The sequence below is a fragment of the Acidimicrobiales bacterium genome, assembly GCA_036378675.1.
In the GTDB taxonomy this organism is placed as follows: domain Bacteria; phylum Actinomycetota; class Acidimicrobiia; order Acidimicrobiales; family Palsa-688; genus DASUWA01.
Genome location: DASUWA010000071.1, coordinates 1 through 10,664, shown reverse-complemented (window position 1 = coordinate 10,664; position 10,664 = coordinate 1). Strand labels below are relative to the sequence as shown.

15 protein-coding genes and 1 tRNA gene are annotated in these 10,664 nt (G+C 63.3%); 3 read left to right on the top strand and 13 right to left on the bottom strand.

Features of this window, described 5'->3' with window-relative positions:
* Positions 1-103: 103 nt before the first annotated feature.
* Positions 104-574 carry a hypothetical protein gene (locus VFZ97_20085; protein ID HEX6395739.1) on the bottom strand — a complete coding sequence of 157 codons (471 nt, stop codon included), beginning with the start codon at positions 572-574 and terminating at the stop codon, positions 104-106.
* Positions 575-867: 293 nt separating this feature from the next.
* Positions 868-1,185 (bottom strand): STAS domain-containing protein, encoded by a 318-nt coding sequence (locus tag VFZ97_20080; GenBank protein HEX6395738.1) that lies wholly within the window; start codon positions 1,183-1,185, stop codon positions 868-870.
* Between the two features lie 456 nt (positions 1,186-1,641).
* Between VFZ97_20080 and VFZ97_20075 the strand changes: the two genes are divergently transcribed.
* Positions 1,642-1,944, top strand: a complete 303-nt coding sequence (locus VFZ97_20075) for a hypothetical protein (protein ID HEX6395737.1) — start codon at positions 1,642-1,644, stop codon at positions 1,942-1,944.
* Between the two features lie 16 nt (positions 1,945-1,960).
* Here the strand turns inward: VFZ97_20075 and VFZ97_20070 are convergent, their stop codons facing one another.
* The 3 genes from VFZ97_20070 to VFZ97_20060 all read right to left on the bottom strand — a co-directional run bounded on the left by VFZ97_20070 (position 1,961) and on the right by VFZ97_20060 (position 3,323).
* The gene (locus VFZ97_20070; GenBank protein ID HEX6395736.1) at positions 1,961-2,248 is read right to left on the bottom strand and encodes a hypothetical protein; all 288 of its coding nucleotides are present in this window, start codon (positions 2,246-2,248) and stop codon (positions 1,961-1,963) included.
* A gap of 97 nt (positions 2,249-2,345) precedes the next feature.
* Entirely contained in the window at positions 2,346-2,573 is a 228-nt protein-coding gene (locus tag VFZ97_20065; protein ID HEX6395735.1) for a hypothetical protein, read from the bottom strand.
* A 441-nt stretch (positions 2,574-3,014) separates the two neighbouring features.
* Complete coding sequence (locus tag VFZ97_20060) at positions 3,015-3,323, bottom strand: TraR/DksA C4-type zinc finger protein (GenBank protein HEX6395734.1); 309 nt, start codon at positions 3,321-3,323, stop codon at positions 3,015-3,017.
* Positions 3,324-3,537: 214 nt separating this feature from the next.
* Between VFZ97_20060 and VFZ97_20055 the strand changes: the two genes are divergently transcribed.
* Positions 3,538-3,610, top strand: a tRNA-Glu gene (locus VFZ97_20055).
* 39 nt (positions 3,611-3,649) lie between these two features.
* On the opposite strand, the gene VFZ97_20050 is transcribed toward VFZ97_20055, so the two are convergent.
* The 4 genes from VFZ97_20050 to VFZ97_20035 form a co-directional block, all read right to left on the bottom strand.
* On the bottom strand, positions 3,650-4,063 hold the full coding sequence (locus VFZ97_20050) for a PIN domain nuclease (protein ID HEX6395733.1): 414 nt from the start codon (positions 4,061-4,063) through the stop codon (positions 3,650-3,652).
* On the bottom strand, positions 4,054-4,248 hold the full coding sequence (locus tag VFZ97_20045; protein ID HEX6395732.1) for a hypothetical protein: 195 nt from the start codon (positions 4,246-4,248) through the stop codon (positions 4,054-4,056). Before VFZ97_20045 ends, VFZ97_20050 begins: the two co-directional genes overlap by 10 nt.
* Before the next feature lie 425 nt (positions 4,249-4,673).
* Complete coding sequence (locus VFZ97_20040; GenBank protein ID HEX6395731.1) at positions 4,674-5,027, bottom strand: hypothetical protein; 354 nt, start codon at positions 5,025-5,027, stop codon at positions 4,674-4,676.
* A gap of 373 nt (positions 5,028-5,400) precedes the next feature.
* Entirely contained in the window at positions 5,401-5,571 is a 171-nt protein-coding gene (locus VFZ97_20035) for a hypothetical protein (protein ID HEX6395730.1), read from the bottom strand.
* Positions 5,572-5,783: 212 nt separating this feature from the next.
* On the opposite strand from VFZ97_20035, the gene VFZ97_20030 reads away from it, so the two are divergent.
* Positions 5,784-6,110, top strand: coding sequence for a GYD domain-containing protein (locus tag VFZ97_20030; protein ID HEX6395729.1), 327 nt, complete (start codon positions 5,784-5,786; stop codon positions 6,108-6,110).
* Positions 6,111-6,116: 6 nt separating this feature from the next.
* On the opposite strand, the gene VFZ97_20025 is transcribed toward VFZ97_20030, so the two are convergent.
* From VFZ97_20025 to selA, 4 genes are all read right to left on the bottom strand, one after another.
* The gene (locus VFZ97_20025) at positions 6,117-6,425 is read right to left on the bottom strand and encodes a hypothetical protein (GenBank protein ID HEX6395728.1); all 309 of its coding nucleotides are present in this window, start codon (positions 6,423-6,425) and stop codon (positions 6,117-6,119) included.
* A 91-nt stretch (positions 6,426-6,516) separates the two neighbouring features.
* Positions 6,517-7,530, bottom strand: coding sequence for a selenide, water dikinase SelD (selD, locus tag VFZ97_20020; protein ID HEX6395727.1), 1,014 nt, complete (start codon positions 7,528-7,530; stop codon positions 6,517-6,519).
* Positions 7,527-9,275, bottom strand: coding sequence for a selenocysteine-specific translation elongation factor (gene selB, locus VFZ97_20015; GenBank protein HEX6395726.1), 1,749 nt, complete (start codon positions 9,273-9,275; stop codon positions 7,527-7,529). The genes selD and selB overlap by 4 nt, the downstream gene beginning before the upstream one ends.
* A partial coding sequence (gene selA, locus VFZ97_20010; GenBank protein ID HEX6395725.1) for an L-seryl-tRNA(Sec) selenium transferase occupies positions 9,272-10,664 on the bottom strand: 1,393 nt, incomplete at its 5' end. The genes selB and selA, both read right to left, overlap by 4 nt.

The following is a 10,664-nucleotide window of genomic DNA, read 5'->3' as shown; positions in this document are numbered from 1 at the left end:
TCGGCTCGTCGCCATCGTTCGCAACAGAGCGCACTCGCTCGCCAGCAGCCGTCGATAGCGTTCCTGCTCTTCTTCGCTGAACGGGACGAGGAGTTGCGAACGACTAAGAGGGAGTCTCGAACTCCATTGAGATCGCCCCCTTCGTCGTCCCATTGAACTGTGACACGCTGACAAGGGAGTCGCATGATCCCGGTTGGAAGGTGCCCGTCGCGGCGCCGAGAATCCGTGGTTGCGGCCCGAGCAGATAGATGAGTCCGGTCATGACCGCAGACGGAACCAATGCGGTCGGTATTCCGTCGATGGGGGAGACATCCGCTGGGTCGGGGAGGAACCAGTACATGGCCCACTGCTGGCTGGATGTGGTTACCGTGAAGTCCCATCCTTCGTTGTTGCCTGGCGTTAAGCCGGGAATCCATGTTGTGCCGACGCAGGCACCGGAGGAGTTGTTAACCCCGCCTGATACCGAAGCCGGGAAGTTGGTTCCTGACGGGGTTGAGCACGATCCGGTGCCATTGAGCCTCGTCCCGCCGCTAACAGGTGGCATGTCTGGTTGTGAGGTCAGCGTTACCTGCATCGAACACACCAGGTTGGTGCCCTGTGGTACAGCCGCTCCCGTGGCTGCCTTCGCGGGCCCGACCAGGGATAGGGCGCCAAGGACCACAACCGCACTCGCCGCTATTCCAGGACGGAATCGACTCATTATTGACCCCCAGCAGAAACGCAGTGTGCGCATGATAGATGCCGGGTCTGAGCGCGTCGAGTGGTCAGAATCCGCTCCCAAAGCATGGAGTTCGACGCTGGTGGCCAGGCCGCCAAATCCTCTGGCGCCCGCGGTTCTCCCCTCCACCCTCTATTGCGGTTGAGGCTTTATCTGAAGTAGTCGTTTAGCGCCATCAGCTCGAGAACACGCTTGACCTGCTTGGACGCTTCCACGATGCGGAGGGTGACCCCTTCATCGAGCGCGAGTTGCCGGGTCTGAACCAAGGAGCTGATGCCCGTCGAACCCATGAACGTCACCTGTGACAAGTCCAGGTTCACCGCCTTGTGCGCCTGAACCGCCTCGAACACAGCATCCCTAAGAGCCCGGTTAAACCGGTGCGAGGTCTCCAGGTCAATGTCTCCGCCGACAGCGAGGTCGACTGACCCGTCTATCTCGGCGACATTGATATCGAGACCGTTCGCCATGTGCGTTCACCACCAGGCGGAGCAAAGTCCCAAACCGAGTGCCCTTTCGTGGACACCCGGTGTCCACGAGGGTTGTTCTACCCCAGGGCTAGGCGGCCAACTCGCCCGTTGCCGCCCGCGGCCATCTCGACGGCGGCTTCCGCCGAGTCGTGAACGATGGCCGGCTGTGACCGAACCTCGCGCCGGGCCGGGGCCTCGCCGGGCTCAGATGCGAGGCGTGTTCAGCGCACGCGTCGACAGCCCACCAGTAGCCGCCCCCGTCCTGCCACCAGCCCCTCGTGACCACCTCACCAGGGCAGTGCATGGGGTGGCCCGTGCCCGGCTTGTAAACCCATCTGAAGCATTCGCCGGGGTCTGTGTGGAAGGCATTCCCGTAGAGCTCCATAGAAAGTGGGGAGGATAGAGCCCCTTAGCGACTGCTAGCTTCACCCGACGCCAAGGAGAGGGGAGATCAAGATGCCGGTGCTGTTAGAGCAGGTGATGCCGGAGGGCGTCGATGTCAGCATGCTCGACGAGGTAACGGCGGAAATGGACGCCCACAACGATCCGCCGGCCGGCCTGATCGTCCACGTTCACTTCATGGAGAACGGCAGAGCCCGCATCGTAGATGTGTGGGAGTCAGCGGAAGCCTTCGACCAGTTCGCTGAAGCTCGGCTACAGCCGGCCATCGGGAAAGTGAGCGAGCGGCGCGGAATCACGATGGGTGCGCAACCTGAGACCTCGATTACCGAGATCGCCTCTGTCGTCAAAGGGCGGTGACCGGCGAGTTCCATGTTCAACGAGTGCGGAAGTGATACCAGCGGCGCCGGCTGTTTCCGCTGACCTCGAACTCCTCCTCAACGAAGTCGCGGGGAGGTCTGATCACGGCGCGTCGATCCCGTAATCGCAGCTCGATCATTCGCTCCGCCTTGCGTGGTCCGAGCGACCCGATCTGGGAGAACCAGTGGAGTCGACGCAGTTCGTCGTCCTCTTGGGGAGTCAATCCCTCGGCAATCGCCGCTGTCTCCTCGACGGATGCTGCTTCGACTCCTCCGACGGCGCTTGAGATCCGGGTGTGGCGCATGTCGGTCTTTCGTCACCAAACCCGCCACTCTTGGTGGCAGTGGTCATTTCCGGACGTTTCGTTTAGAGAAAAAGACGAAATGCCCGACCGGTGACCCTCAGTCGGAAACCTCGGTTGGATCAGGGCCGACGGACCAGGCATTCTTCCAGGCGCCGGTCCCAGAAACGAGAGTGTGCACCAATTCGCAGACTTCGCTCTCTGACATCTCCCAATGGCCGACGTGCGCAAGGGGCGCGAGGGCTATCGGATGATGAGCCATGGTTGGAGCAAGGATGTCGGTGATGAGGTCGGCAGTTGCTGTCTCTTGATCGAGCGGAACTTCCATCGGACCTTGCTTTCAGGGTTGTTTGACCCGTTTCTTCGACCACTGAGCGTGGTCAAGTTAGACGGAAGCGCAACAATGCTGGTGGACCCTTCTCCTTTTGCCTGGACTTCGCGGTTGCGTGCAGTCCGGGGGATGGAGACCCCCGAGGGCTGGCGGAGGTCTCCATCCTGCGTCGGCGGGAGGGGCAGACCCCCGACGTCCTTTCCCTGGTCGCGCGGGATTACGGAAGCCCACGTGTCTCGCGGTGCTCGAAAACTTCCTCCCCGGATGCGACGACGACCGATCGTTTTCCCTCGACGGGTACCGTCGGCCGCCCGTTATCAAAGCACACTTGCCTCAGATTTCCAGTGGATGAACCTGGGGATATGAGCGGGAAATACATGGGGAAATCTCGCGAATGGTTCGTCGCAGACGACTCTCTGACGTGGCGACCTCTATCGGTCAGGTTCCGGGTTCTGGACTCTGTCCTCGTGGTGCGTCTCGAAGGTCGTCAGGGGAGCTGTGATCGACGCAATAGCGGGTTGCCGGAAACGCTTGGAGACGTTCGTCGCCAATCGGGTGCCCGCAGAGGGTGCATTTTCCGTAGGTTCCTTCTTCGAGCCGATCGAGGGCCGCCTGCACCTCGTCCATTTCCGCTTCGAGGCTCTCCAACAGCGAGATGTCCCTTGCTCGGTCGGAGTTTTCGGCGCCTTGCTCCGCCGTGCGTCGATCATCGCCGGACAGGTCTCCGGTGCTGTTTGGTTCTGTCACCGAAACACTCTCTGCTTGTACTTTCGTCAGCCCCGCCTACACGTGTGTCGCCTGCCGTCGTACCCTGAGGTTCAGCGGCACGTAGTCACAACAAACTAACGGTAGCCGTTGGTGAACCCGGTCTCAGGGATCCAGCCCTGGCCGGGTTCATCTGCTTGTCACCAAGGGGCAACCGGGCAGTTGGAGGCTATGATTTTCTTTCTGCGCCGCGCAGGGCCCCATCGTCTAGAGGCCTAGGACACCACCCTCTCAAGGTGGAGACACGGGTTCGAACCCCGTTGGGGCTGCTGGGTTTTGGTATCTCAGGGCGGCAGCGGGGGAGGTGCTCATTCGATGGTGCCGGCGGGCGCCACCCACTGACAGCGCTGCCCTGTTACCCGGGCGATTAGGTCGAAGTCGGCGTCGTAGTGGAGCAAGATGAGGCGTTCCTGCTCCGCCGCGGCGGCGACCAGCAAGTCGGGAACTTTGCGACCCCGTTGGCTCCGTGAGGCCAGAAGACGCTGGAGCTGTCGCGCCCGCTGGACGTGCTTGGCCGTGGTCTCGACCAGCTCGAACACCGACAGGTCGGCCATGTCCTGGTCCCACTCTCGGGCGTTACGGCTCCCGTAGCCGACTTCCAGGTCCGTGATCCCAGCCCGGCCCACCTCACCGGCCTCTGTGAGAGGTTCAATGATGGTCCGCACGGTCGGTTCGCCGAGTCGGCTGATCACGCTCGTGTCGATCAGGTGCGTCAGCGCCACGCTTGCTCGCGAGGGGGGAGACTCCGACGACCAAGTCGGTCGAGTGCCTTTCGAACCTTGGTGCTTCTGCCGACGCCAGCCCTTCTTAGGGCCTCGTTGACGGTCTCTTTCATGCTGGCGGTTCCCAACTCCGCCTGGGCGACCGCCAGTGCCTCGTCGTCGATGTCAACCAGATGCTTCGTCATGACCAAGTATATACATCTGCCGGTTCGTATATCTCTCCAGATCGAGAAACGGGTTCGAACCCCGTTGGGGCTGCTGGCTGGGATAGACCCCAGTCAAGATCCGTCGTATACCGGGGCAAGAAATGATCACAAGGTTGCGTCGGCAGGCCCGATAATGGTCTGGTAGACGAGACTGGCCATAGCGGACGAACAGAGACTCAGGTCGCGCGTAGCGACCGGCTGGCCGCCAAGGAACATGGGCTGGCGGCTAAAGAAGCGGCCTTAGCGGACGTCGATGAGTTCGAAGCGCTAACCGGCGATCTTCACCATCGGCGCGTCCATCTCCGCGCTGCTCAAGTCCACCGGGCCGCTCAGAGGATGCATGAGGCGGCGGCTGACGTTCAACAGAGTCACGCCGACCGTCACCGGCCTCCAGGCCCGCCAGATTAGAAAGCGACCCGGGATCGAACCGCGCAGTGCGGGCACATCGATCCGCCGGCGATCGGGAAATACCCACAATTCGAGCACCTGAGCCGGGCTCGGGCGTCGCATTCGGCTTCGGTGTTCGGCTCGGGTTCCGGGCTGCGGATGTACGAACGCCCGTCGTTGTCTTGCGACATCGGATCCGGGCGAGGGTCACGCACCGCGCCCCTGCGGTCCTTGGCTCTCAGCGCATCGAGGCGGTCTTGCGATTCATCGGAAAGGTCACCTGCGAGGCCGAACCAGGTGAGCTGGCGAAGTTCGGCATCCTCGAGCAGTGTCATTGGCTTCGTCGCGGTTGTGTTTTGATCATCTGCCATTTCGGGGCCTCCTTCCGGTTCGGGTATCGGTCCCAACCAGCGGGGCTTTAGCCGGGCGGCAAAAGGGATAAAGGGCTCTCGGCTGTCAGACCGCCGGGCCGCTGCCGAGCTGAACGGTCGTGACGTGGGTCTGGCCTGCACCGATGAGAGCCGGCGGAGCTTTCTTAGGTTGTTGTTCTCCCGGAGGAGGAGACGTCCCCGCTTCCGCCAGCGGGGAGCGTCTCAGAAGGCCGTCCAGGCGGATTCGACATCGGGCTGCGTTCGTGCCCTGGGCAGCTTCGGCGTTGTTACCCAAGCGCCGCGGTTCCCAAACCACTTTCCCGGTTTTTTTTTTCGTCCGAACCGATCGTGGGGCAACGGCCGGTTAGCAGGGTCAGAGCTCGAGCGTGATCACCGAAAGCAGGCGCTCCATGGCCAACAGATCGATGTAGCGCCGTTGTTCTTCAGAATTGAGGGGCCGCTGGACGCGAACCTCAATCATGCGGTCCAGCTCGGTTGATACTCGGTTCAGCTGCCGGCGAAGCGGCTCCCGCTTGGGCGCCATGGTCCGGGTATCGGCAGGCAGTGCCGCTCAAGTGACCGCTTATTCCGCTCACTAGCGCCAATTTCTCCTTTTCTTCCGACAGCAGCCTGACAAGCGCTCCGACGCCTTTTGGCTTGGCAAGGTTCGACCCGAACGTCACACCCACGCGTGGGCGGTCATGGCGTCGGGTACGTTCTGGAAGACCGCCAGGTCGAAAGGGGAGAGGAGGACAGATGCCGTCCTATCTGGTCCAGGTGGCGTACACGTCCGAGTCATGGTCCGCGATGGTCAAGGAGCCCCAGAATCGACTCGAGAAGGTACGCCCCGTAGTCGAAAAGCTGGGTGGAAAGTTCGATCACGCCTGGCTCGCGTTCGGTGAGTACGACCTAATCGGGATCGTTCATTTGCCCGAGAACGTAGACGCGGCGGCATTCGCGATCGCAGTCGCCGCCGGCGGCGGCTGCAAGGCGTTCAAGACCACCCCGCTGCTTGGGTTGGACGAAGGTATCGAAGCGATGCGACGGGCCCAGGGAGCGGGCTACCAGAAGCCCGGCGGGTAGCCAGCTTCAGCTGCTAGCGGTCCTCTGGGCGGCGGTCGTCTTCTTAGCTGCCGCCTTCTTGGTCGCGCGGGGAGCCGCCGGCGCCGAGTGATCGTGCACGTGGGCTTCGCCCTGATGCTCCTGATCAAAGTCCTGGTGTGGGTAGTGAGCGTGGCGGAGCGCAGCGTGGTTGTGCTCATGCCCGTGGCTGGAGCTCAGGTGGTCGAAACCCCCTGTCATCCGGTTGTAGTTATGGGTGACGTGGTAGTGCTCGTGCGAGTGCACCAGCTCCGCATGGTCGTGCTCATCCCACGCCCGACCGGCAGTGTCAGCCATATGGCCTCCTGTCGCTCTGTCTTCCTCGGGGCGAAGTTATACCCAGATGGGCTACCCACCTTGCGGGCCGGCGGCGAAGGCGCGTGCCTCCTTATCCGACCAATTCGACGCCGGGTCCTCCCTCAACAGCGCGGCCGACCTTGGACCAACCCCGGCAGGAGAGGAATTCCTCGCAAGAAGGGTCGACGGCGGCGAGAAGTCCGCCGGACGTTTGAGGGTCGAGGACGATCGCCTCAATGTGGTCCGGCACGTCCCCGGCCAGATTCTCCCCGAGATAGGCGCGGTTGCGCGCGTGGCCGCCGGTTCGCGTTCCGTCGCGCGCGAGTCGAGGGACACCCTCAAAGAGGGGGACATCCGACGAGAGGATCTGGACTGCGATGCCGCTTCGCTCAGCGATCTCCCAGCAATGGCCTGCCAGGCCGAACCCGGTGACGTCAGTTACCGAATGAACGTGACGATCGGCCTCGAGTTCGTGGAGGTCATCCGCAGCGCGGACGTTCAACGTCCGCATCACTGCAATGGCCCGAGATCGCTCCTCAGGAGTGCCGGCGGCAAGGACGATTCCAGAGCCGACCGGTTTCGAAAGCATGAGCACGTTTCCCGGCCGGGCACCGCCTTTGGACCAGATGCGTTCCGGGTGAACCAAGCCCTGAACAGCGAGCCCGAAGATTGGTTCCGCGGCGCGGATGGTGTGCCCACCGGCGACCGTTCCTCCTGCTGAACGGACGACTTCCGAAGCGGACGAGAAGATCGATTCGATAGCCCGTTCGGGGAACTCTTCGGGGAACGCCGCGACGTTCAAGGCCAGGACAACCCGACCTCCCATCGCAAAGATGTCGCTGCAGGCGTTTGCGGCCGCGATCGCGCCGAAGTCGGATGGATCGTCGACCAGAGGCGGAAAGAAGTCGGTAGTGGCGACGAGCGCGAGGTCTGGTCGCAACCGGTATACCGCGGCGTCGTCGAACGGAGCCAGGCCGAGAATCAGATCGGGGTCATCCGAGTTCCCGACGGAGCCGAGGAGACCCGAAAGCCGGCCCCCAGGCCACTTGGCCGCACAGCCCCCACAGCTGGTCCACTCGGTGAGCTTGAACTCTGACGAGATCACTTTGCCTCCGTTCGCGTTGACATCCTCGGCCCCGCGACGCGGACGTCGTCAAGTCGTCGCGTCACGCCGATCGAGTCCAGATGTAAGAGCAATGGAAGTACGTACTTTCGGCTCGAGCCCAATGCCTGGCGGGCAGATGAAACTGTGAAGCCCCTGGGGTCTTCTTTCAGCAGCCCGGACAGCTTCACGACCGCCATTTCCACAGCCGACATAGCGAACCAGAGGTCGCCGACCTCACGGGCCAGACCAGCCTTTTCGAGTTCTCTCAGCGCTGCGCGTTGGCTGAGCGGCAGAACGGGCGGGGACCATGGATCCGATTCCAGCAGTTCTAGAGCTTCGACCGCGCCCGGGCTGAGACCGGAACTCAATGCGCCCGCCGCGTAGACCCGGTCCTGGTCCACGGCGAGTCCGGGTACGCCGGCGGTTAGCACCGCTCGCTGTACCTCGGTCAGCGACGCCAGGCGAATTCCCTCGCGACCGGATGAGGCGGCGCGTTCGATCAGCGAGGATTCGATGTCGCTGCGGGTCTCCCCGGTCATCACCCACTGGCCGACCGTGGGAACGCACCGCACCCCCGTCAGCCGCTCGAGTTGTTCGGCATCGACGCATCCCCGCTCTGCGACGACCCGGTCAACCGATATGGACGGAGCCGCCGCCGGCGCTGCCAGCACCGGGTCAACGTCAAGGACCTCGCCGCCACCGATCGTCGTGGCTCGACCCATCTCCCGCAAGACGTAACGGTCACCAGGCAGGAGAGGCAGCGCCCGACCCTGGACCCATATCCGCGCGGCCCCGGTCTCGCCGGGCCCAATCGCCTTCAGTCGCCCTAGCGGCCGAAGCCGTGCAGGGACGCTTCCGGAGCCAACATGGACCCGGAAGGCCCCGCGGGATCCAACCGGGATGCCAGGACCATCCAGCACTGTTAGCGAGGCGTCAAAGCAGGAGGTGAGGTGCCAGCGGTGGGGCGACACAAGTGCATCTCCTCGTCGAACCTGGTGGTGCTCGACTCCGGAGGCATTGACCGCGAGCCGACGCCCGGGACCAACCGAATCGAGCTCGCCGTTGCGGCTCTGGAGACCTCTCACCCTCACCCGTGTGTGCGCCGGCTCGATGACCATCTCCTCGTCGACCGAGACGCGACCGCCGGTCAGCGTTCCGGTCACTACGGTCCCGGCCCCCCGTATCGCGAATGAACGGTCGATCCAAAGGCGCGGACGGCCGATGTCCGGAGAGTCCGGCATGGCCGCGATCATCCGGTCCATTGCAGCGCGGAGCTCCACTACTCCGATACCGGCGGGTGCGTCGACGAATACGGTGTCCGCGTTTGCCAGGAAAGTGCCCGCGACACGCTCGGCTACCTCCAAGCCGGCAAGTTCCACGGTGTCGGTGTTGGCTAGGCCTACCTTCGTTATCGCCACGACCCCGTGTTGAACCCCCAGAAGTTCCAGTATCCGCAGATGCTCCTCCGACTGCGCCCTCCACCCCTCGGTCGCGTCGACGACGAACAGGCATGCCCCGACGGTCGTAACCCCCGAAAGCATGTTCTTCACAAAGCGGGAATGGCCAGGAACGTCGACGAACCCGAGTTCGCGACCCGATGGAAGCGTGGCGAATCCGAAGCCGAGATCGATCGTCATTCCGCGCGCCTTCTCCTCCTCCAGCCGGTCGGGGTCCGTGCCGGTGAGAAAGCGCACCAGTGTTGACTTGCCGTGGTCGACATGACCGGCGGTGGCGACAACCGTCATGTCGGAAGCGCCTTCCGCAACAGTGAATCTTGTTCTGGAAGTACGGTGCGAAGGTCGCACACGGTGTGGCCTTCAGTTACCCGCGCGATCACGGGGGGATCGGTTGCGAGAAGCTTCTCCCTGAGGTCACCCTCGAATGCGACTCCCGCCGAGGGAATCGTCCGGCCGGGCAAGGACCCTCCGCCCATTACCGATTCGCAGTCGACTACTTCGCCGGCTCCGAGGGCTTCCGCGCGTTGGCGGAGCTCGGTGAGTCCTGTCGTCGCCATTCGCCACAGCGGCAACTTCGATGATGCGTCGCCTCGCAAATAAGACATCATCACCGACTGAAGGGACGACAGAACCAGGCTTCCGGGTCGCACGGCCCGGGCAAGAGGGTGAGAACGGCAGGCGCTGACCAACGTCGCCGATCCCGTTATCACTCCGGCTTGCGGCCCGCCCAAGAGCTTGTCACCGCTGAACGTCACCACATCCGCTCCGTCTTCGAGGACCTGCCGAACGGCGGGCTCGCCCGCCAGCCACGAGGGAGGACCACCGTGAATCCACGGGCAGTCGGCATCGAGGAGGCCCGAGCCGACGTCCATTACGACCGGGATCGGCCGGCCACTGAAGCCTGCCGACTCCACTGCTACTGACCGCGACAAGCCGGCGAGGTCTCGCACGTCTACAGCTTCGGTGAAGCCCACAATCCGGTAATTGGAGGGGTGCACCTTCAGGAGCAACGCCGTGCGAGGGCTAATTGCGCTCGCGTAGTCAGACAGCCGGGTCCGGTTGGTGGTGCCTACTTCCACCAAGTGAGCTCCTGAGCTGGCGAGTACTTCTGGAATCCGGAAGCCGCCACCGATCTCGATAAGTTCGCCTCGGCTGACGATGACGTCCCCTCGGCTGCCCAGTGCGGCGATGACCAGCAGCAGCGCGGCGGCACCGTTGTTGACGACCAGCGCATCCTCTGCGCCGGTAGCCCTCGAAATCAGCCTGGCTGCATGAGACGATCTGTCTCCGCGCCTTCCCGTTTGGAGATCCAGCTCGAGATTGGAGTAACCGGCGGGTTGGTCCATCGCCAGAGGAGACCGGCCGAGGTTGGTGTGGAGGAGGACGCCGGACGCGTTGATCACCGGCTGCAGCAACGCTCTTTCGATGGTCCGAGCCACGCGGGCTGCCTCGTCGACCGGGGAGGTCGAATCGGACCGTCCTACTGCCATGCGAGCTGCATCGACGAGCAACGGTTGGGGGAGGTCACTCTTTTGGGCAAGCTCGCGAGCGACGCGGTCAACAGAGGGCGGTCGAATAGCGCTTTCTGGCGGTTTGGATTCGTGCGTCGAGTCGGTGATGGCCCATTCTCGCAAGAGCGCTGTCGCAATGTGAGCGGTGGTGGCCCGTCTCCGGGCC

What these genes read in the sequence shown, in the direction of transcription:
- VFZ97_20040 (HEX6395731.1), bottom strand. Translation starts at nt 5,027, where the DNA reads ATGGCAGATGATCAAAACACAACCGCGACGAAGCCAATGACACTGCTC.
- VFZ97_20085 (HEX6395739.1), bottom strand. Translation starts at nt 574, where the DNA reads ATGCAGGTAACGCTGACCTCACAACCAGACATGCCACCTGTTAGCGGC.
- selB (HEX6395726.1), bottom strand. Translation starts at nt 9,275, where the DNA reads ATGACGGTTGTCGCCACCGCCGGTCATGTCGACCACGGCAAGTCAACA.
- VFZ97_20035 (HEX6395730.1), bottom strand. Translation starts at nt 5,571, where the DNA reads ATGGCGCCCAAGCGGGAGCCGCTTCGCCGGCAGCTGAACCGAGTATCA.
- VFZ97_20075 (HEX6395737.1), top strand. Translation starts at nt 1,642, where the DNA reads ATGCCGGTGCTGTTAGAGCAGGTGATGCCGGAGGGCGTCGATGTCAGC.
- VFZ97_20025 (HEX6395728.1), bottom strand. Translation starts at nt 6,425, where the DNA reads ATGGCTGACACTGCCGGTCGGGCGTGGGATGAGCACGACCATGCGGAG.
- VFZ97_20070 (HEX6395736.1), bottom strand. Translation starts at nt 2,248, where the DNA reads ATGCGCCACACCCGGATCTCAAGCGCCGTCGGAGGAGTCGAAGCAGCA.
- VFZ97_20080 (HEX6395738.1), bottom strand. Translation starts at nt 1,185, where the DNA reads ATGGCGAACGGTCTCGATATCAATGTCGCCGAGATAGACGGGTCAGTC.
- VFZ97_20045 (HEX6395732.1), bottom strand. Translation starts at nt 4,248, where the DNA reads ATGACGAAGCATCTGGTTGACATCGACGACGAGGCACTGGCGGTCGCC.
- VFZ97_20065 (HEX6395735.1), bottom strand. Translation starts at nt 2,573, where the DNA reads ATGGAAGTTCCGCTCGATCAAGAGACAGCAACTGCCGACCTCATCACC.
- VFZ97_20030 (HEX6395729.1), top strand. Translation starts at nt 5,784, where the DNA reads ATGCCGTCCTATCTGGTCCAGGTGGCGTACACGTCCGAGTCATGGTCC.